This is a genomic window from Microbacterium thalli (genome assembly GCF_028737325.1).
Taxonomy (GTDB): Bacteria; Actinomycetota; Actinomycetes; order Actinomycetales; family Microbacteriaceae; genus Microbacterium; species Microbacterium thalli.
The window spans coordinates 1,561,454-1,580,855 of record NZ_JAQZCH010000001.1; the positions used below are offsets into that span (position 1 = coordinate 1,561,454).

Annotated in this window: 22 protein-coding genes; 13 read left to right on the forward strand and 9 right to left on the reverse strand. The window is 70.3% G+C overall.

The annotated features are described in order from the left end of the window. Positions 1-481: 481 nt before the first annotated feature. The 3 genes from PUW82_RS07610 (at position 482) to PUW82_RS07620 (ending at position 2,977) form a co-directional block, all read left to right on the forward strand. A complete protein-coding gene (locus PUW82_RS07610; RefSeq protein ID WP_502361419.1) occupies positions 482-1,009 on the forward strand; it encodes a DUF8426 domain-containing protein in 528 nt (175 codons plus the stop codon). 9 nt (positions 1,010-1,018) lie between these two features. Then, a complete protein-coding gene (locus PUW82_RS07615) occupies positions 1,019-1,246 on the forward strand; it encodes an RNA-binding S4 domain-containing protein (RefSeq protein ID WP_274221665.1) in 228 nt (75 codons plus the stop codon). Positions 1,247-1,333: 87 nt separating this feature from the next. After that, positions 1,334-2,977: an ABC-F family ATP-binding cassette domain-containing protein gene (locus PUW82_RS07620; RefSeq protein ID WP_274221666.1), complete on the forward strand. Its 1,644-nt coding sequence runs from the start codon at positions 1,334-1,336 to the stop codon at positions 2,975-2,977. A gap of 35 nt (positions 2,978-3,012) precedes the next feature. On the opposite strand, the gene PUW82_RS07625 is transcribed toward PUW82_RS07620, so the two are convergent. Next, a complete protein-coding gene (locus tag PUW82_RS07625; protein WP_274221667.1) occupies positions 3,013-3,396 on the reverse strand; it encodes a GntR family transcriptional regulator in 384 nt (127 codons plus the stop codon). Further along, on the reverse strand, positions 3,393-4,457 hold the full coding sequence (locus PUW82_RS07630) for a COX15/CtaA family protein (protein ID WP_274221668.1): 1,065 nt from the start codon (positions 4,455-4,457) through the stop codon (positions 3,393-3,395). Before PUW82_RS07630 ends, PUW82_RS07625 begins: the two co-directional genes overlap by 4 nt. Positions 4,458-4,590: 133 nt before the next feature. On the opposite strand from PUW82_RS07630, the gene PUW82_RS07635 reads away from it, so the two are divergent. Both PUW82_RS07635 and PUW82_RS07640 read left to right on the forward strand, forming a co-directional pair. Next, complete coding sequence (locus PUW82_RS07635) at positions 4,591-4,836, forward strand: helix-turn-helix domain-containing protein (protein ID WP_274221669.1); 246 nt, start codon at positions 4,591-4,593, stop codon at positions 4,834-4,836. Next, a complete protein-coding gene (locus PUW82_RS07640) occupies positions 4,833-5,822 on the forward strand; it encodes an SRPBCC family protein (RefSeq protein ID WP_274221670.1) in 990 nt (329 codons plus the stop codon). Before PUW82_RS07635 ends, PUW82_RS07640 begins: the two co-directional genes overlap by 4 nt. A gap of 26 nt (positions 5,823-5,848) precedes the next feature. Here the strand turns inward: PUW82_RS07640 and PUW82_RS07645 are convergent, their stop codons facing one another. Further along, positions 5,849-6,214 (reverse strand): hypothetical protein, encoded by a 366-nt coding sequence (locus tag PUW82_RS07645; RefSeq protein ID WP_274221671.1) that lies wholly within the window; start codon positions 6,212-6,214, stop codon positions 5,849-5,851. A 154-nt stretch (positions 6,215-6,368) separates the two neighbouring features. Between PUW82_RS07645 and PUW82_RS07650 the strand changes: the two genes are divergently transcribed. Beyond that, positions 6,369-6,959: a VanZ family protein gene (locus tag PUW82_RS07650; protein ID WP_274221672.1), complete on the forward strand. Its 591-nt coding sequence runs from the start codon at positions 6,369-6,371 to the stop codon at positions 6,957-6,959. Positions 6,960-6,963: 4 nt separating this feature from the next. Here PUW82_RS07650 and PUW82_RS07655 read toward each other — a convergent pair whose 3' ends face one another. The 3 genes from PUW82_RS07655 to PUW82_RS07665 form a co-directional block, all read right to left on the reverse strand. Beyond that, positions 6,964-7,317 carry a helix-turn-helix domain-containing protein gene (locus PUW82_RS07655; protein ID WP_274221673.1) on the reverse strand — a complete coding sequence of 118 codons (354 nt, stop codon included), beginning with the start codon at positions 7,315-7,317 and terminating at the stop codon, positions 6,964-6,966. A gap of 136 nt (positions 7,318-7,453) precedes the next feature. Further along, a complete protein-coding gene (locus PUW82_RS07660; protein WP_274221674.1) occupies positions 7,454-7,810 on the reverse strand; it encodes a hypothetical protein in 357 nt (118 codons plus the stop codon). Positions 7,811-7,899: 89 nt separating this feature from the next. Further along, positions 7,900-9,876: an ABC1 kinase family protein gene (locus PUW82_RS07665; protein WP_274221675.1), complete on the reverse strand. Its 1,977-nt coding sequence runs from the start codon at positions 9,874-9,876 to the stop codon at positions 7,900-7,902. A 102-nt stretch (positions 9,877-9,978) separates the two neighbouring features. On the opposite strand from PUW82_RS07665, the gene PUW82_RS07670 reads away from it, so the two are divergent. The 3 genes from PUW82_RS07670 (at position 9,979) to PUW82_RS07680 (ending at position 13,053) form a co-directional block, all read left to right on the forward strand. After that, the gene (locus PUW82_RS07670) at positions 9,979-11,787 is read left to right on the forward strand and encodes a DEAD/DEAH box helicase (RefSeq protein WP_274221676.1); all 1,809 of its coding nucleotides are present in this window, start codon (positions 9,979-9,981) and stop codon (positions 11,785-11,787) included. Positions 11,788-11,930: 143 nt separating this feature from the next. Continuing rightward, on the forward strand, positions 11,931-12,068 hold the full coding sequence (locus PUW82_RS07675) for a hypothetical protein (protein ID WP_274221677.1): 138 nt from the start codon (positions 11,931-11,933) through the stop codon (positions 12,066-12,068). A gap of 82 nt (positions 12,069-12,150) precedes the next feature. Then, positions 12,151-13,053: an SDR family NAD(P)-dependent oxidoreductase gene (locus PUW82_RS07680; protein WP_274221678.1), complete on the forward strand. Its 903-nt coding sequence runs from the start codon at positions 12,151-12,153 to the stop codon at positions 13,051-13,053. A 37-nt stretch (positions 13,054-13,090) separates the two neighbouring features. On the opposite strand, the gene PUW82_RS07685 is transcribed toward PUW82_RS07680, so the two are convergent. Both PUW82_RS07685 and PUW82_RS07690 read right to left on the reverse strand, forming a co-directional pair. Next, a complete protein-coding gene (locus tag PUW82_RS07685; RefSeq protein ID WP_274221679.1) occupies positions 13,091-13,681 on the reverse strand; it encodes a hypothetical protein in 591 nt (196 codons plus the stop codon). Positions 13,682-13,684: 3 nt separating this feature from the next. After that, a complete protein-coding gene (locus PUW82_RS07690) occupies positions 13,685-14,833 on the reverse strand; it encodes a zinc-dependent alcohol dehydrogenase (protein WP_274221680.1) in 1,149 nt (382 codons plus the stop codon). A 192-nt stretch (positions 14,834-15,025) separates the two neighbouring features. Here PUW82_RS07690 and PUW82_RS07695 point away from each other — a divergent pair, with 192 nt between their 5' ends. The 3 genes from PUW82_RS07695 to PUW82_RS07705 all read left to right on the forward strand — a co-directional run bounded on the left by PUW82_RS07695 (position 15,026) and on the right by PUW82_RS07705 (position 18,021). Then, positions 15,026-15,787 (forward strand): MBL fold metallo-hydrolase, encoded by a 762-nt coding sequence (locus PUW82_RS07695; protein ID WP_274221681.1) that lies wholly within the window; start codon positions 15,026-15,028, stop codon positions 15,785-15,787. 98 nt (positions 15,788-15,885) lie between these two features. Then, complete coding sequence (locus PUW82_RS07700) at positions 15,886-16,725, forward strand: SDR family oxidoreductase (protein WP_274221682.1); 840 nt, start codon at positions 15,886-15,888, stop codon at positions 16,723-16,725. A 111-nt stretch (positions 16,726-16,836) separates the two neighbouring features. Further along, entirely contained in the window at positions 16,837-18,021 is a 1,185-nt protein-coding gene (locus PUW82_RS07705; protein ID WP_274221683.1) for a glycosyltransferase, read from the forward strand. Positions 18,022-18,067: 46 nt separating this feature from the next. On the opposite strand, the gene PUW82_RS07710 is transcribed toward PUW82_RS07705, so the two are convergent. Continuing rightward, positions 18,068-18,922: a helix-turn-helix transcriptional regulator gene (locus PUW82_RS07710; RefSeq protein WP_274221684.1), complete on the reverse strand. Its 855-nt coding sequence runs from the start codon at positions 18,920-18,922 to the stop codon at positions 18,068-18,070. Positions 18,923-19,045: 123 nt separating this feature from the next. Between PUW82_RS07710 and PUW82_RS07715 the strand changes: the two genes are divergently transcribed. Then, positions 19,046-19,396: a DUF485 domain-containing protein gene (locus PUW82_RS07715; protein WP_274221685.1), complete on the forward strand. Its 351-nt coding sequence runs from the start codon at positions 19,046-19,048 to the stop codon at positions 19,394-19,396. Positions 19,397-19,402: the final 6 nt, after the last annotated feature.

The window sequence follows — 19,402 nt, forward strand, 5'->3', positions numbered from 1 at the left end:
GGCTTTTGATCTCGAGAGCGGCACGAGACACCCCCCCCCAATTCCGACGCCCGACTGCAAGCAGACCGTGCGGTTCCCGAGGAGCGAATCTACCGGCCGATGACATGAATCACGCGACGCTGCGTCTTGCGCGTGTCGCCGCGGTCGAGTCGCCGTTAGTGGTGCAGTGCTTGATCTGTCGTGTTGGTGCGTTGGGTGCTAATTTCGAGGACGGTTGCGATCACATCCTCGGTGCTGCTCTCGGCGACTAGGGTGATACGAGACTCCGCGCGGGCCTCGAGCCCGAGTAGCGGCGCCCTGCGGCCAATTCGTCGGACAGTTTGGCGAGTACAGCGCCCGCGAGGAGGCGATAGCGTCACCGTTCGGGGAAACCCCGGCGGCGCGGGTGCGTCGAGGGATCTTGCGGATAAGCCGCGCGTTGGGCAGCAGCGACGGAAGGGTACGCTGAAAAGAACCCACGCGACCGGGCGATTTCGGTGGCTTGAGCGCGCCGGCCCTTCCCAGTGCGCCCCAGCCCGATCTGCGAGGAATTCGGCACGGACGTCAGGGGGTTGAACGAGCCCTCGCGGGGCAGCATCCGGATGCGAAAACTGGGTCGATCGCCGCTCGCGCCGGTGCCCTGCTGCGATTCCGCGACGAGATGAACGTCGAAGACGTCGTTGTGGCGCCATACAAGCCGGGCTCGACCATCAATCTCGAGGTGATCTCGAGCGAGTACTACTTCAAGCCGGACGCGCCGACCCACCGACGCCGTCGATCGGATCAAGACCGGGCTGCCTCTAGCAGTTTCTACTCAACCCGCCTCTTCGAGATCGGGTCTGTGCTGACTGTATTGAGGGCGCGAAGGCACGTGACCTACAGCGTGGCGTCCGGCGAGACCGGGTACGGCATCGGAGAACGCCTCTGTCTCGACTACATCACGATGTTGTCGTACAACCACAAGTCCTTCTCCGAGCCGAAGCTCCAGCCCGGGCGACATTCTGATCCTGCGCCCCAGGCGCTCGGCTAGCATTTCCGCATGGCCAAAGCACCCCGGATCACCGACGTCTCGATCGGCGGCGACGGCATCCGTCTCGGTCAGTTCATGAAGTTTGCGGGCCTGCTCGACTCGGGCGGCGACGTCAAAGAGGCCATCATCGATGGCTACGTGACGGTCAACGGCGAGGTTGAGCGGCGCCGTGGTCGTCAGTTGCAGGTCGACGACGTCGTCAGCCACGAAGGTCGCACGGTCCGCGTCCGCCCGTAAACGGGGATAACGGGTTCACGTCCCGTTAGCCACTGCCAGGTTTGGGGCTGCGTCAGCGTTCATCCCGCCGGATGACAGAATCGTCCGGTGACCGCAACTCTCGTCGCTCAGGACCTCGCCGGCGGATACGGCCACCGCACTCTCTTCGACGGCGTCGATCTCACCGTCAGCCCGGGTGACGTCGTCGGTGTCGTCGGCGCCAACGGTGCCGGCAAGTCCACGCTGCTGCGCATCCTCGCCGGACGCGACGCGCCCCAGGCGGGCACCGTCAGTCTCGCTCCCGCCGACGCCTTCGTCGGTTGGCTGCCGCAGGAGCACGAGCGCGTCGAAGGCGAGACCGTCGCCGCGTACATCGCCCGCCGCACGGGATGCGCCGAGGCGACGGCCGAGATGGATGCCGCGGCATCCGACCTCGGTGATCCCTCCATCGCCGGCGCTGACGATCGGTACGCCACCGCCCTCGACCGCTGGCTCGCGAGCGGCGCGGCCGACCTCGACGAGCGCCTGCCGATCGTGCTCGCCGACCTCGGGCTCGAGCTCGACGCCGACGGCATCCACATGACGTCCCTCTCGGGCGGGCAGGCGGCGCGCGTCGGACTCGCCGCTCTGCTGCTCTCGCGCTTCGACATCGTGCTGCTCGATGAACCCACGAACGACCTCGACCTCGACGGGCTCGAGCGTCTCGAAGCGTTCGTGCACGGCCTGCGCGGGGGAGTCGTGCTGGTCAGCCACGACCGCGAGTTCCTGGCGCGCAGCGTGACGCGCGTGCTCGAGCTCGACCTCGCGCAGAACTCGCACCGCATCTATGGCGGCGGCTATGACGCCTACCTCGAAGAGCGGGCGACTGTGCGACGTCATGCTCGTGAGAAGTACGACGAGTTCGCGGGCAAGAAGGCCGACCTCGTTGCGCGGGCTCGCGTGCAGCGCGAGTGGTCGAGCCAGGGCGTGCGCAACGCGATGAAGAAGAACCCCGACAACGACAAGATCCGCCGCAAGGCCGCGACGGAGTCAAGCGAGAAGCAGGCGCAGAAGGTGCGCCAGATGGAGAGCCGCATCGCCCGGCTCGACGAGGTCGAGGAGCCGCGCAAGGAGTGGCAGCTCGAGTTCACGATCGGCGCTGCGCCGCGGTCGAGCTCGGTCGTCTCAACGCTCAACGGCGCCGTCGTCCGCCAGGGCTCGTTCACGCTCGGACCGGTGTCTCTGCAGATCAACGCGGGCGACCGCATCGGCATCACTGGGCCCAACGGTGCCGGCAAGTCCACGCTGCTGCGCACGATCCTCGGACGGCAGCAGCCCGACGAGGGGAGCGCCAGCATCGGGTCGAACGTCAGCATCGGCGAGATCGATCAGGCGCGCTCGCTGCTGGTGGGCTCGACGCCGCTCGCCGACGCCTTCGAGGCGCTGGTGCCCGAGATGGCTTCCGGCGAGGTGCGGACGCTGCTCGCGAAGTTCGGGCTCAAGGCCGACCACGTTCTGCGTCCGGTCGGCGAGCTGTCACCGGGAGAGCGCACCCGCGCCGGCCTCGCCCTGCTGCAGGCGCGCGGCGTGAACGTCCTCGTCCTCGACGAACCGACGAACCACCTCGACCTGCCGGCCATCGAACAGCTCGAGCAAGCCCTTGAGTCGTACGACGGCACGCTGCTGCTCGTCACCCACGACCGTCGGATGCTGGATGCCGTCAGCACCAACCGTCGCTGGCACGTCGAGGGCGGTCGGGTCACCGAGGCCTAATTCGCGCGGACTGCCCCGACGCGGCTACCCGACACTCAGTCCGTCGGTGGCTGCTCGGTTTGCGCGCTCCACTGCGCCCGCAGCACGCTCACGACATCGTCGAGCCCCGATCCGGCGCGGAGGGCTTCGTCGGTCAGCTCGCGAACACGCTTGAGCACGCCCTGGGGGAGCACCGCCGCCGATTCCGCGACGCGCGTTCCGGCGGCGGTGCGGCTGACGACGAGTCCCTCTTGCTCGAGCAGTTTGTAGGCCTTCGCGACGGTGCCGGGTGCGACGCCGAGGTCGGCGGCGGTCTGACGGACGGTCGGCAGGCGTTCGTTCGCCGCGAGCATGCCCGACACGATGAGCCCGCGCAGCTGCAGATAGATCTCGCGCGACGGGGTGCTCTCGTCGGCGAAGAGCGGCCGAGTCATGGTCATCGTGCGTAGCCGACATCCGGTCCGGACGCCCCGGGTGCGGGGGTAGCCGGGGCGGCGACCGAGGTGTGATCGGCGCGCGGCACGAGTGATCCCCCGACGACGAGCAGCATGCAAAGCGCCACGATCTCGACGATCGGCGCTGCGGCTCCGGCGAGAGAGGCGAGCTCCGCGTATCGCCACGCGACGTCGTAGGACGTCGTGGCGGCCGGGCCATCGACGGTGAGCGTGGTGGCGGAGCCCGCGTTGCCGATGAGGCGCCACGCGGCGGCGAGGGTGAGCAGGCTCGCACCCGTCGTGAGCCAGACGACGCCCCCGGCGGTGCGGCGGCGGGCTGCTCGCTCGGTCGCGACGGTCTCGGGACGGAGGAACGGCCGCGCCGCGTTGCGGGCGAGTGCACGCCAAGCGGCGACCGCCAGCAGCACCAGGGCGATCAGGGCGGGCACGCCGTAGATCCAGCCGTAGAAGACGACGCGCAGGGGATCGACATCCGCGGCGTTCGGGATCGGGATGACGAGCCACAGCCAGTCGCCGTCATCGTTCGGCGACGAAGCGAGCCCGGCCGCGATTGTCGTCCCGACCAGCGTGAGGGCTGCGATGGTCAGCGCGACGAGGGCCATCGGTGAGCTGAATGAGACCCACGACCTGCGTACCGGCGGCGACACGGGACGCTCGGGTGCGCCCGATCCGCGGGTGCGGATGAGGATCAGTGCGGCAACGATGCCGATCACCGCCACGACGAGGGGCGTGGCGACGCGCCACCATGACGCCCCGAAGCCGTCCCAGATGTAGCCGCGAAAGAAGAACTCGAGAACAAAGGAGACTGCGACGGCGACGCCCGTGCCGGCGAGGGCGAGGTGCTCACCGGCATATCGATGCCGGAGCGCGGATCGACGTTCTCCGATGAGTCCAGCGCCGCGCTCGATACCGCCGCTCGTGTTCGCCCGGATCGCGACGACCGTCGCGGCGGCGACGAGCGCGAGGACGAACGACATCGGAGGCCACGTCGCAATGGCGCCGGTGAGGTCGAGGGGCCCGACGGTCGCGAAGAGAGGGACGAGCATGCGTGACGCCTTTCGCTTGTATCCCGAGAGTGAAACAAAATGTATCAGGGATATGGTACAAGCCAATTGCGCCGCATTGCTCGCTGAGCAACCGAGGTTGACAACCGCCCGATAAGCAACCTAGGTTGCTGACATGGAATCCACCCAGGTCGCCGGCGTCGCCGCCGACACGCGCGACCCGCGTGCGGGCCTGCGGGCGATCGCCTCGCTGCGCTCGCTCACCGAGCGCCTCGAACTGGCGCAGGTCGAGGCGGGTCTGCGCGCCGGCATGAGCTGGCAGGAGATCGCCGACGCGCTCGGCGTCTCACGCCAGGCCGTGCACAAGAAGTACGCCAAGCGGATCGACCCGACCATCGACATCCCGAGGAGAGCCCGATGAGCAAGCTGACGGTCGCCACCGCGACGATGTACGACCTGTCCCTGGCCGCCGCGGAGGAGGCATCCCGTCTCGGAGAACAGAGCGGCGACATCGACCACCTTCTGCTGGCTCTGACGATCAACGAGCAAGTCGCCGGCCAGGTGCTGCGCTCGCTCGGCGCCGACCTCGAACGCACCCGCGCGGCGGTCGAGCAGCAGCATGCCGAGCAGCTCGCCTCGCTCGGGGTGCGGGCATCGCCGCCCGGCCCGGGCCGCATCACGTTCCACGAGCGCGGTGACTTCGAATGGAACGACCGCGCTCTCGACGTGCTGCGGCGCGCGGCGAAGGGTCGGAAGCGCGGCGATGCTGCCGCGGTGCTGCGCGAACTCGTCGGCGAGGGCAGCGGCCTCGTCGAGGCGATCCTCCAGCGGCTTGAGACGACGCCGCAGCAGGTGCGTGAGCTTCTCGACCAGGCCGAGCGGTACCCGTCGCCGCCGAGCGGCACCTTCGACGGTCGTTCGCTGTCGGGCTCCGGCGCAGCTCACGTCACCGCTCCCGTCGCGACGGTGTGGGCGCTCGTGAGCGATCCCGCGCGGATGCCGGAATGGGACCTCGGTTTCGGCCGCGTCAGCGACCTGCCCGGCGAGGTCGTCGCTGGGTCGGTGTGGACCGCGTACGCGCTCGAAACCGCGGCCGATGGCAAGCCGCAGCGCGTCCGGCCCGATCGACAGCGGGCTCGCGTCACGCTCGTCGAGCTCGAGCCGATGGTCGCGATCGAGTGGACGACGACCTGGCCCGACGCGATGACCTCGAACACGCGTCGCACGCGCATCGAGCTGGAACCCGCGGCGGGCGGCACGCACCTGCGGATCCGCCAGGCCTGGGAGCGCACCGGCTCGCGTCGCGGCATCCCTCCGCTCCGTTGGGTGATGCGACCGCTCTACACGTTCGCGATCTGGCTGCAGATCTCGCAGCTGGGCGCGTCGATCGGGCGGGCGTTCCGGTAGGTCGAACCGGATGCCGCCCACGCCGCCTACCCGCGGCGGCTGATCAGCACCGCGGCGATGGCCACCGCCGCGATGACGGCGGCGAGGCGCACGGCCTTGCCGGTGCCGCGCGAGACCGTGAGCACGCGATCGGCGATCTTCGTGTTGGCGTCGATGCGGGCGGTGGCGAAACCGGCGGCGGCATCCACGATCTTGTCGGCGACGGGAACCGCGTCAGGGATGGCGCTCTTCGCGACATCCTGCGCCTTGTGGATGACGCCCTTGCCGGCGTCCGCCACACCATGGACGGCACGGGAGGCTGCGCGCGTGAGGCCCTTCTCGGACTTCGGGGTCTCGGTGGTGGACGCGCTCTGCTCGTCGTTCGTCGCGGCGGGGGTGTTCTCGTCAGCCATGGCGGCTCCGTTCGTCGTAAGGCGGAACGTCGCCACTCTCGCATCGCCGGCGCGATCGAGAGAGGCCCTAGCCGGGCCGGCGGATTTCGCGTATGTCCGGTCCGGCCGAACCGACCGTGCGAGCACTGCGCGGTGACGCGATAGCGTCGGGGTGATGAGCAATCCCTTCGCCGAAGTGCCGGTCCTCCCCGTCGTGATCCCTTTCGGCGTCGTGGTCTTCGCCGTGTTGCTGGTCGTACTGCGGGCGCGCCGCATCTCCACGCTGCCGCGTGCGGCGGTAGCCGCGGCGGTTGCCGTCTATGCCGCAGGCATCGTGGGCAACACGATCTTCCCGATCTTCCTCAACAAGCCCGACTCGGGCCTGCCGTGGACGCCGGGCCTGGCGCTCGTGCCATTCGTCGACTACGAAATCGACGACGCGCTGATGAACGCGCTGGTCTTCGTGCCGCTCGGCATCCTCATCCCGCTCATGCTCGCGCGGCCGGCCTGGCTGAAAGTGGTCGGTGCGGCCGCGATCACGAGCCTGACGATGGAGTCATTGCAGCTCGCAGCGCAGGCGTTCTTCGCCGGCGGCCACATCGCCGACATCAACGATTTCCTCTCGAACGTCGCCGGCGGCGCTCTGGGCTACGGTCTGCTGCTCGTGCTCGCGCGGGTTCCGGCGCTGACGCGACTCATCGACTTGTTCCGTTGGAAGCCGCACCCGCAGCCGCGTTCCCCGGAACCAGCCGTTATCCGTGGTTGAGGGGTCAGCGCCCCTGGCGCTTCTTGTAGGGCTTGGGCTGTCCCTTGACGATGGGTGCGCGTCCCGAGCCCTTCGAGGCCTTCGCCTTGCCGCCGCCTGACGCCTTCTGCTTCGGCGCGACAGCCGGCGCCGGCGCAGCGGCCACCTCTGCTCGTGCGTCAGCGAGCAGGAGGGTGCCGGCCGGGGTGAGGCGCGGCTTGCCGCCGTCCTTGACGAAGAGCGGGTGCCCGACCTCTTCTTCGAGCCGGTCGAGCGACGAGTAGAGCACCGGGAGTGAGATACCGAGACTCTCGGCGGCGCGGGGGAAGTGCAGCGCGTCGGCGGCGGCGACGAAGTGGACGAGGTCGCGGATCTTCACGCTTCACCGTCCTGATTCGCCGGCGGGCGGGTCGTGTCGGTCATTGCGGGTTCCAGCCGTTCGAGAGCGGTGCGGGAGAGAGGCTTGCGCCCATTGTCTCAGGAAGCGCCGACCCGTCCGGAATGCCCGCGAGCCCTCACAGGGTGTCGAAGTCGCTCCAGGCTTGCGGCGCACCGCCGAAGTCCGGGTCTTCGGTGGCGACCGCCGCCGATGTTCCGCGGTTGCGCAGCTGATCGGCTTGGCGGCGCAGGCGCGCGACGAGCACGTCGTCGCGCAGCTCGGGGCCGTCCCAGTCGGTCTCGCGCGAGGTGATCTGACTGGCGGGGCCGACCAGCACCTCCCATCGCGCCTGCGTGCCGTCGGTGCCGACGACGGGGATGTCCACCGTTGCCGAGCTGCCGACTTGAGCGAGTGCCTGAGCGTATCCGAGAAGGGCCCGGGCGACGTCGGACCCGGTCACCACGGAGTCGCCCGCGTAGTGAATTCTGTCCATGTCTCCCGGCATACCCGAGACGTGTGCGCATCGGGCTGGGGGTGGCGTCAGCCCGCGGTGTGCGCTAGCGGTCGTCCCGACGCCCGGCCTCAGCTGCCCGAGCTCTCACGCCGGACGAGCGCGGAACGCAGCGACCGCAGGAGCAGCAACAGGCCGCCGAGCCCGACGATGCTGCCGAGGAACGGGAAGACCGAGACCGTCTCGGTCAGAAGCGGTCCGTGGTCGGCGACGCCCAGCATGACGCCGACGACGACGAGGGTCGCACCGACCAGGGTCGTGGTGAGCCGGCCGGTCAGCGACTCGACCCACGAGCGGTCGTCGGGTGATTCGAGCGCGCGCAGGCGTACGGTCAGCTGTCCCGACTCGAGGTCGTGCAGGATGCCGTCGACGCGGCGCGGCAGGTCGCGGATCCGCTCCCGGCCCAGCTGCAGCTGCACCTGCGCGCTCAAGGCCGCGGTGCGGGGGTCGCCCATCCGCAGCGCGTACTGCGGCGCACGCGAGAGGGCCCGCTTGATCATGTCGTAGCCGGGGTCGAGGCGGCGCAGCGTGCCTTCGACGGCGCCGAGGGTCCGGAACGCCAGCAGCAGCCCCGGAGGGAGCGCGAGCCGGTGGTGCCGCAGCACGTCGATGAGGGCCGTGAACAGGTGCTGGTCGGCGCGCGAGTTGTGCAGCCGCGTGAGGATGACGCCGATGTCGTGCTGCAGCGCGGCGACATCCACCGCAGCGCCCGCGCGCGGCTTCACGAGCATCAGCACGGCGTCGGTCGCGCCAGAGTCGTCTTCGTTGTGCAGGGCGACCAGCAGGGGCAGCAGCAGCCGGCGCAGGCTCTTCTCGACGATGCCGACCGAGCCGAAGTCGATCAGCGCGACGATGCCGTCCGGCTGCAGGATGAGATTGCCGGGGTGCAGGTCGGCGTGGAACACCCCGCGCAGCGCGACCTGACCGACGATGACGTCGAGCACGGCGTCGGCGATGGCCGTCGCGTCCTCGGGAGCGACGGAGCCGGGCTCACCGGGGGCGGGCAGACGGCTGAACGGGATGCCGCGCACATGCTCCATCACGATGAGCTGCTCCGTGCACAGGTCGGGGTACACGTCGGGGATGCGCACCGCGCGGGCGTCGGCCGCCGTCATCGAGTCGCGCAGCATCTCCATGTTGGCCACCTCGACGCGGTAGTCGAGCTCTTCGCGCAGCGCGACGGCGAACTGCGCCGCGAGCGCCGACGCGCCGACATCCTTCGCCCAGGTGGTGCGGCGCTCGAGGTCGGCGGCCGCGCGCTCGATGATGTCGAGGTCGGTGGCCACCTCGGCCCGCGCCTTCGGGCGCTGGATCTTGACGACGACATCCGTGCCGTTCCGCAACTGCGCCGTGTGAACCTGGCCGACGGATGCCGCCGCGAGCGGCGTCTCGTCGATGAAGGTGAAGACGAGGTCGAGGGGGCGCCCGAGCTGGGTCTCGATCGCAGCCTTCGCCTCGGACCAGGGGATCGGCGTCGTGTCCATCTGCAGCGTCGCGAGCGCACGGGTGATCTCGGCGGGCAGCAGGTCGCTGCGGGTGGAGAGGATCTGTCCGAGCTTGACGAAGGTCACGCCGGCGTCGTCGAGGGTCGCGGCGAGGGCGCGGGGGAGTTCGGCGCGCGCCGACTCGCTGCGCACGCCGCCGAGGCCGTGGCGCGAGGCGATCGCGACGATCCGGGCGTACCGCATGGCGCGGCGCCGGCGGTGCAGTGCTCCGCGGATGGCGCGGATGGGCCCGACGGGAACGCGCGCGGGCCACATCAGCTCGAGCGTGATGAGGAGGATCAGCACGATCGCGAACATCCACGCCAGCACCAGAAGGACGAAGCCGATCGTGACGGGGTTGTCGGCCAACACCCGAGACCCGCGCAGGATGCCCGACTGGCGGAGCACCCACACGCCCAGCGGCGCGAACACGACGAACACGACCAGCGACACGATGGGTCCGCGCACCCAGCCGACCCGCGCTTCGAGCGCGCGTTTGGCCAGCCACGTGGCCACGACGGCGAAGACCACCGCTCCGATCGCGAAGAGCAACCATTCCGGCATCCGTACCCCCGAGAGCGTCGACCTTTCTCCGAGGCTAGGCCACAGTCCGCGGCGTGTCCGAGCGGATCACACGATCGGGCGATACGCGGACTACCCTGAAGCGTGTCCACTTCTGCTGAACCCACCGCTGTCGAGGCTCCCGAGGAGCCTGCCGTCATCACCTTCCGCGACCTCGGGCTGGGGGAGCCGGTGCTCAAGGCGCTCTCCGACGTCGGCTACGAAACCCCCTCCGCCATCCAGGCGGCGACCATTCCGACGCTGCTCGCGGGGCGTGATGTCGTCGGTCTCGCGCAGACCGGAACGGGCAAGACCGCAGCGTTCGCCCTGCCGATCCTCGACCGCCTCGACGTGACGCAGAAGACCCCGCAGGCGCTCGTGCTCGCCCCCACCCGCGAACTCGCGCTGCAGGTGTGCGAGGCGTTCGAGAAGTACGCGTCGCGCACGAAGGGCGTCCACGTCCTGCCGGTCTACGGCGGACAGGGGTACGGCGTGCAGCTGTCGGCGCTCCGCCGCGGCGTGCACGTCATCGTCGGCACACCCGGCCGCATCATGGACCACCTCGACAAGGGCACGCTCGACCTGTCGGAGCTGAAGTACCTCGTGCTCGACGAGGCTGACGAGATGCTGAAGATGGGCTTCGCCGAGGACGTCGAGACGATCCTCGCCGACACTCCCGACACCAAGCAGGTCGCTCTGTTCTCGGCGACCATGCCGGCAGCGATCCGCCGGATGTCGAAGCAGTACCTCAACGATCCCGAAGAGATCACGGTCGCGTCCAAGACCACGACCTCGTCGACGATCACGCAGCGCTACCTGATCGTGTCGTTCCAGCAGAAGATCGACGCGCTCACCCGCATCCTCGAGGTCGAGAACTTCGAGGCCATGATCGTCTTCGCCCGCACGAAGAGCGCGACCGAAGAGGTCGCCGAGAAGCTGCGCGCCCGCGGCTACTCGGCTGCGGCCATCAACGGCGACGTCGCCCAGGTGCAGCGCGAGCGCACGGTCAACCAGCTGAAGTCGGGCAAGCTCGACATCCTTGTGGCCACGGACGTCGCCGCCCGCGGCCTCGACGTCGAGCGCATCTCGCACGTCGTGAACTTCGACATCTCGACCGACACCGAGTCGTACGTCCACCGCATCGGCCGCACCGGCCGCGCCGGCCGCACGGGCGACGCGATCAGCTTCGTGACCCCGCGCGAGCGCGGCCTCGTCGCGGCGATCGAGCGCGCCACCCGCCAGCCGCTCACCCAGATGCAGTTGCCGAGCGTCGACGAGGTCAACGTCACCCGCCTGTCGCGCTTCGACGACGGCATCACGGCAGCGCTGGAAGACACCGAACGCGTCGAGCGCTTCCGCGACATCATCGCCCACTACGTCCGTCACCACGACGTGCCCGAGGTGGATGTCGCCGCCGCGCTCGCCGTCGTCGCACAGGGCGAGACGCCGCTGCTGCTCGAGCCCGACCCCGAGCCCCGCGCCCGCGCCCCTCGCGACGACCGCGCGCCGCGCTCGTTCGATCGGGACGACCGCGACGGCCGCCCCGAGCGCCGCCCGCGCGCGAGCAACCCCAACATGGCGACGTACCGCATCGCGGTGGGCAAGCGTCACCGCGTCGAACCGCGTCAGATCGTCGGGGCTCTCGCGAACGAGGGCGGGCTCAGCCGCGGCGACTTCGGGGCGATCCAGATCCGTCCCGACTTCTCGCTCGTCGAGCTGCCATCCGACATGCCGCAGTCGACGCTCGACCGGCTCGCCGACACCCGCATCTCGGGCAAGGCCATCGAGATCCGGCTCGACACCGGTGGCCCGAGCCGTCGCCCGCGCGAGCGCTACGACCGTGACGAGCGCTCGAGCGAGCGCGACGAGCGTCCGGCGCGCAAGCCCCGCCACCGCTCGGACCCCAACGACTGACATCGGTCGCCCCCACGATGGAGGCGGGCGCTACGCACGCATCCGCCGTGGGGGCAACCCCGGTTCGCGGCATCCGTCCCCCGGGCACAGTGGAACTCGTCCCGCGGTTGCGGGGCGCCACGCGACGCGAACGGAGGCAGCACATGACTGCGGACCACCACGGACGAGACGACGACGCTCAGCACGAGGGCGACGACGCGGCGGCATCCGCCGGTTCCGAGTCGCCCGAGGAGGGCGCGGAAGCAGAAGAGGCCGCGGAAGAAGCGCGGACCGACCGCTGACCCGTCGACGGTGCCCGTAGCGCCTCGAGTGACCGGGCGCAACGGGCATCGTCCGGCAGGCGAGCACGGCGATGCTTCACGCATGACCGCTCTCTCCCGCCTCGCAGACCTGTCCGGACGCACCGTCGTCGTCACCGGCGCATCGACCGGCATCGGACGGGGCACCGCATTGCGCGCCGCCCAGTTCGGTGCCGACGTCGTCGTGTTCGCACGTCGGGCCGACGCTCTGGACAGCCTCGTCGCGCGCATCGAAGAGGCTGGCGGTCGTGCACACGCGGTCGTCGGCGACGTGGCCCGTCCCGGTGACGTGGAGCGCCTGGCCGACGAGGCCGAGGCAGCGTTCGGAAAGATCGACGTCTGGATCAACAACGCCGGCGTCGGCACGATCGGCCTGTTCTGGGACGTGCCGATCGACGAACATATCCGCGTGGTCGAGACCAACCTCGCCGGCGCGATGCGCGGCGCACACACGGCCCTTCGCCTGTTTCTCGCGCAGGGGTCGGGCGTCCTGGTGAACACCGCATCCGTCGAGAGCGTCGTGCCGCTGGCCTACCAGGCGTCGTACGCGGCGACGAAGGCCGGGGTGCTCAGCCTCACCCAGACGTTGCAGCAGGAGCTGCGACTTGCCCACGCCGACGGCATATCGGTGGCGGCTGTGCTGCCGTGGGCGGTGCGCACACCGTTCTGGCGGCACGCCGGTAACCACGCCGGCCGGGCGTTGCGCATGCCGCTCATGGACGAGCCGGAACCCGTCGTCGACGCGATCCTCTCGGCTGCCGTTGCGCCGAAGGTCGCACAGCCCGCCGGGTGGAAGGCCCGAGCATCGCTCATCGGCGCGCGGCTCGCGCCACGCCTGACGTCGCGCTTCTCGGCCGACCTCGCCCACGCCCGCGTGCGGCGCGGTGCGGTGACCCCGCCGAGCTCCGGCGCCGTGCTCGCGCCCCTCGAGGATCCCGCGACGGTCGCGGAGACTCCGCGCCGCTGAGCGGTCGGCGCAGGGCTCCGCCGACCGCCCGCGAGCGTCAGCGCCGGGCGATGATGCGGCGCACGACGCGGAACGCGCCCCACGCGGCAAGTACCCATGGCCCCGCGACGAGGATCGGGTCGAGCCAGGTGTGGTGCAGATCCACGCGGCCGCGACCGAAACGCGACCGGATCGGATGCCGCCGTGCCTCGGCCAGCACACCCGTCTCGGTGATCGGGTTGTCGGGCCGCAGCGTCGCCAGCGATCGCAGGTGCGCGCCGATCGCCTCGACCCGGTCGCCGACGATGAGCAGCAGCCAGTGTGCGGCGCGCCCTTCGCTGAAGCGGGCGTAGGCGAGCCTGCGGATCCGCCCCGATACACCGTGCAACGGCTGCGCGGTGCCGAACACGGGCGTCAGGAACGCGTGCTCGATGGAGCGTTCGCGGTCGGCCTCGAGAGCCTGCCGCGGCGGCATCCCACGCTCGACCGCCGCCTCGTCGATCGATTCGACGACGCCCGAGGGTCGGTCGGCGGGATCGAGGTCGACGCCCCAGCCGGGGATGCGCGCCCGGAGCGCGGCACGGTCGGGGGCGGGGCGAGGAACGCTCGCGGTGTACGGGGTGGGGGTGTTCGAGGAGTTCGAGCTCATGGGTCAGCCTTCCGACGGCACGACGACGGTCTTCACGCAGTCATCGAGCTTGGACGAGAACATGTGGTACCCCTCGGCGATGTGCTCGAGCGGCACGCGGTGCGTGACGAGATCGCCGGGGGAGATGTAGCCGGCGCGGATGTGCTCGAACAGTCGCGGCCACTGACGCTTGACCGGCGCCTGGTTCATCCGCAGCGTCAGACCCTTGTTGAGCGCGTCGCCGAACTTCACGGCGCTGAACAGCGGCCCGTACGCACCGATCACCGAGACACGACCGCCTTTGCGGGCGCCGTCGATGGCCCAGTTCAGGGCGATGGGCGACCCGCCCTGCAGCTTGAGCTTGGCCGAGGTGATGTGCTGCGTGGCGTTGCCGTCGGCTTCGGCACCCACCGCGTCGATGACGACGTCGGCGCCGAGGTAGTCGGTCATCTTCTTCATCTGCACCACGATGTCGTCGTACTCCGAGAAGTTGACCGTCTCGGCGTGCGCGAACGTCCGCGCCTTCTCGAGGCGGTAGTCGAGGTGGTCGATCGAGATCACCCGGCCGGCGCCCATGAGCCACGCCGACTGCGCCGCGGCGAGTCCGACCGGACCCGCTCCCAGCACCACGACCGTGTCGCCCTCGACGATGTCGCCGAGCTGCGCGCCGAAGTACCCCGTCGAATACGCGTCGGTCAGCATGAGGGCGTCCTCGTCCGACATCCAATCCGGGATGACGGTGGGGCCGACGTCGGCGAACGGCACGCGCACCCGCTCGGCCTGGCCGCCGTCGTAGCCGCCGGCGGTGTGCGAGTAGCCGTAGATGCCGCCCACCGCGGTGGCGTTCGCATTGACGTTGTGACAGTTCGAGAACAGACCGCGGGCGCAGAAGTAGCACGAGCCGCAGTAGATATTGAAGGGCACCATCACGCGGTCGCCGACGGCGAGGTTGGTCACCGCACCGCCGAGCTGCTCGACGACGCCGATGAACTCGTGCCCGAACGTGTGACCGATCCGGGTGTCGGGCATCATGCCGTGGTACAGGTGCAGGTCCGAACCGCAGATCGCCGCGAGCGTCACCCGGATGATCGCGTCATGGGGATGCTCGATCCGCGGGTCGGGCTTCTCCTCGACCCGCACCTTGTACGGACCGCGATAGGTCATGGCTTTCATCGATCGCCTCTCTGCCGGTGATCCCGCCACTGTGCGGTCACTCGCGTGCTCGCTCACACGGGGTGGACGAAGCCCGACCCGGCGGCTATCGTGCCGGCTTCGTCCGACCGGGTTCGGTGCCCCGCGCGTCTGTCAACCCCCGGGTGTTCCGCCGCTGCGCCGCCGAGGATCGGCGCGACGGAAGGGGAACCCATGGCCGATCACCGACCTCGGGTCACCATGGTGGCCGACGGCGTGTTCCAACTCGAGCGCGGCGGTGTCAACGCCTACCTCATCGCCGCGGACGACGGGCTCGTGCTCATCGATGCCGGACTGCCGCGCACGTGGCCGCTGCTCGAAGAAGCTCTCGCGTCGATCGGGGCGCGAGTGTCGGACATCGATGCGCTGCTACTGACCCACGGCCACTTCGATCACGTCGGCATGTGCGACCGCCTCATCGATGAGCACCATCTCGTGCCGAGGGTGCATGTCGGCGACGCGGAACTCGTGCGGCATCCCTACCGCTACGCGCACGAGTCCGCGCGCTTCCCCTACCCGTTCCGCTACCCCGGGGCGTTGCCGGTTCTCGCGCGCATGGTCGCGGGCGGCGCCCTCGGGGTGAAGGGCGTGCGCGCTGAGCCGACGATCGTCGCCGGTGAGACGATCCCCCTCGCGGGCGGCATCCGTCCGATCTTCACCCCCGGCCACACCGACGGCCATTGCGCGTTCCTGCTCGAGCGCGACGGCATCCTGCTCACCGGTGATGCGCTCGTGACCCTCGACCCGTACACGGGGCGCACCGGGCCGCGAGCCGTTGCCCGCGCCGCCACGGCACGCAGCGAGGAAGCGCTCGCCTCGCTGCTCCTGCTGGGGGAGACGGATGCACGCCTCGTGCTGCCCGGTCACGGCGAGGCCTGGGAGGACGGCGGCATCCGCTCGGCCGTCACGATCGCCCGCTCCCACGGCGTCGACTGACGTCGGCTCGCGGTGCCCCCGCGGCGGCATCGTGTCAAGCCCTGTGAGCGACCGGCGCCGACCGAGTCGAGTGGGACCTACGACCACGAACGAAAGGGATGACAATGGAACCCCAGCAGCAGAACGTCCCGGGAACCGACCAGGAGATGACGCCGAAGCCGGACTACGGCGAGACCAGCTACCGCGGCTCGGGCCGCCTGGCCGGAAAGCGCGCCCTGATCACCGGCGGCGACAGCGGCATCGGCAAGGCCGTCGCCCTCGCGTACGCCCGCGAAGGCGCCGACGTCGCGATCAGCTACCTCAACGAGCACGAGGATGCCGACGAAGCCCGTCGTTTCGTCGAAGAGGCGGGGCGTCGAGCGGTGCTCATCCCCGGCGACATCTCCGACCCCGCGCACTGCCGCGAGGTCGTCCGCCGCACCGTCGAGGAGCTCGGTGGGCTCGACATCGTCGTCAGCAACGCCGCCTACCAGATGAACCGCGAGACGCTGGAAGAGATCCCCGACGAGGAGTGGGACTTCACGTGGGCGACGAATGTCGATGCCTACTTCCACATCGTCAAGGCGGCGCTTCCCCACCTCGGACCCGGTGCGTCCATCATCGGCTCCAGCTCGGTCCAGTCCGACCAGCCGTCGCCGAACCTGCTGCCGTACGCCGCGACGAAGTCGGCCATCGCCAGCATCACGGCCTCGCTCGCGCAGATGCTGGGCGAGCGCGGCATCCGGGCCAACAGCGTCGCGCCGGGTCCGATCTGGACGCCGCTGATCCCCGCCACCCTGCCCGAGGAGGCCGTCGAGAGCTTCGGCGAGCAGACCCCGCTGGGTCGCGTGGGACAGCCGGCGGAGCTCGCGCCCGCCTATGTGCTGCTGGCCTCGGACGAGGCGTCGTACATCTCGGGAGCCCGCCTGGCGGTCACCGGCGGCAAGCCCATCCTCTGAACGCGGCGGCCGTCGCCGTTCGTTCATCGAACGCTCGCCCGTGGTTCACACGCCACGGGCGAGCGGGGCTCGACGATGGATCGCACCTGTCGCCGTCCCGGAAGGCCCGCCATGACCGCACCCCTCCGCGTCCTCACCCTGACCGAGGGCTTCTTCGCCGGAGGAGCGCGCATCCTCCACAGCGACGTCGTCGCGGGGCTGCATGCGAGCGGGGACCAGACCCACAGCGTGCTGGCTATCGCCTCACGGGCGCGGCGCGAGGCGACGGTGCAGCCGATGGCGGCTGACCCGAGATACCGCTCGCTGCGCGCCGGAGGGGTGAGCATCACGTCGCTCGGCAAGACGGCCGGTGGTGTCCCGCACGCACCGCACACCTTCTCGTCCCGGCAGCTGCGCACGGCCTCGCGGGCGATCGCCGCCGCCGACGTCGTCCTCTCCCTCAAGGAGCAGCCGCTCGGCCTGCTGCTCGCGCTCGATGAGGCGATGATGTTGCCCGACCGTCCGGTCATCGCGTGCCTGCACCGTTCCGACCCGGAGCACTCGGGCGAGGCGCTGTCGTGGCTGCGCACCGGCGCCGAGCGGGGCATCGTCACCGCGGCCGTTTCGTGTGCGCACGCCACCGACGCGGCCTACGCTCCCGCGCTCGCCGGGGCATCGCGCTACACCGTCGACAACGGCATCAATCTGACGCGGTTCCGTCCGGCGCTCACCCGGGGCGGCGACCCCGTCCGCCGCGAGCTGGGGATTCCGGATGCCGCCTCCGTCGTCGTCTACGCCGCGCGGTTCGACGAGATGAAGAACCCCGACCTGTTCTTCCGCGCGGTCGCGGCCCATGCCGAGATCGCACCCGACACGCACTACATCGTGTGCGGTGCCGGGATGACGACGGGCAACGCCGGATTACAGGCCTTGCTGGCCCGGGTCGGCGACGCTCGCGTGCACGCCCTGGGCATCCGCGATGACATGCCGGCGATCTACCGCGCCGCCGACGTGGTCGCCTTGACGAGCGCCTACGGCGAGGCCGCGCCCCTGTGCCTGCTCGAAGGCGCGGCGTCGGGCGCGGTGCCCGTCACCACCGACGTCGGCGATGCGGCGCGCCTCATCGCGGGCTTCGGCATCGTGACCGGGCGCGACCCCCGCGAGATCGCGACGGCGTGGCAGCGCGCGTGCGCCGAACGCGGCCGCTTCGCCCCCGCCCTGCGGGCGGCTCGGCCGGGCCTCGGCCGTGACCGCATGGTGCGCGAGTACGGCGCGGTCATCGACGCCCAGCGCCGGACGCTGCGCCTCGCTGCCTGAGCCTTCCGGCTCGCGCGCCACCGGATCGACGGCGCCGTGCCGCGGGTCAGGGCAGGATGCCGAGCCGGCGAGCCCGTGCGACGGCGGCGTGCCGGGTCGAGGCGTCGAGCTTGGCCATGGCCGCCTGCAGGTACGACTTCACGGTGCCTTCTTTGAGGCTCAACGTGGCGGCGATCTCGGCGTTGGTGGAACCGAGCGCGCAGCACGCGAGCACGTCGAGCTCGCGCGGTGACAGCTGCACGTCGCTGTCGCCGGCTCCGGCACCCGCGCGCGCGACAGCCGCCAGACGTTGCTCCACGGCGGCCAGACGCTGTCGCAGCGCGGCGTCATCCACGGTGGCGGCGATGCTCCGCAGCTCTGCGAAGCTTTCGCGCAGGTCCTCCTTGGCCGCCGGAGTCAGGCCGGCCGCTGCTTCGGGCGACGGCGCAAGGGCCAGCCGCCGCTGCACCTCGTCGCGGATGCGCAACTCGGTTCCGACGGCGTCGGCGGCGCGGAACGCCGGCCGGGCGACGAGATCCCCGACGGGCGCCTGCGACCACGAGCCGCAGTAGAGAACCCCGCGGGCGCGGCCCTCGGTGACGATGGGCACCGCGAAGAGCGTCGCGATTCCCTCGCCGAGGATCGCGCGGTCGTAGTCGCGCGTGATGGTTCGGGCCGTGCGGTACTCCAGCGCGAGCCGCGGACGCTTCTCGATCATCGCCGCGCCGCCGAGCCCGCGTCCGACCTTGACCACGAGGTCGTCGATCGCGTGTGAGCGAGCGCCGGCGATCGCGGTGACGTGCACCGAGCCTTCGGTTTCGAGGCCGCCGAAGACGACGGGGAAGCGAGTGCTGCGAGCGAGATCGTCGACCGCGCGAGAGACCAGCTGCGTGTCGCTGTCGGGTGCCGCCAGTGCCGTCACGCACTACCTACTTCCGGGGGTGACGGCCTCGTTGCCGCCTTTCGTAGCGTCGACCCTACCATCGCGGTCCGTCGACGACGACGGCCGTGCGAGCAGCTGCTCACCATGAGGCAAGGAGGCCACATGACCGCATCGAACCGCCCTCCGTCCCCGCCAGGACGGGTGGATTACGTCGCCGTCGAGGAGTCGGCGCCGTTCCGCGAACTCAAGCGGAAGCACCGCAGTTTCGTCTGGCCGCTGACGGTGGTGTTCCTCGTCTGGTACTTCGTCTACGTGCTGCTGTCGTCGTTCGCGACCGACTTCATGGCGCAGCGTGTCTGGGGTGACGTCACCGTCGGGCTGCTGTTCGGGCTCGGGCAGTTCGTGACGACCTTCGCGATCACCATGGGCTACGTGCGCTACGCCAACCGTCGCCTCGATCCGCTCTCGTCGTCGATCCGCGCCGACCTCGAGCGGACGGAGGGCGCCTCGTGAACGGCG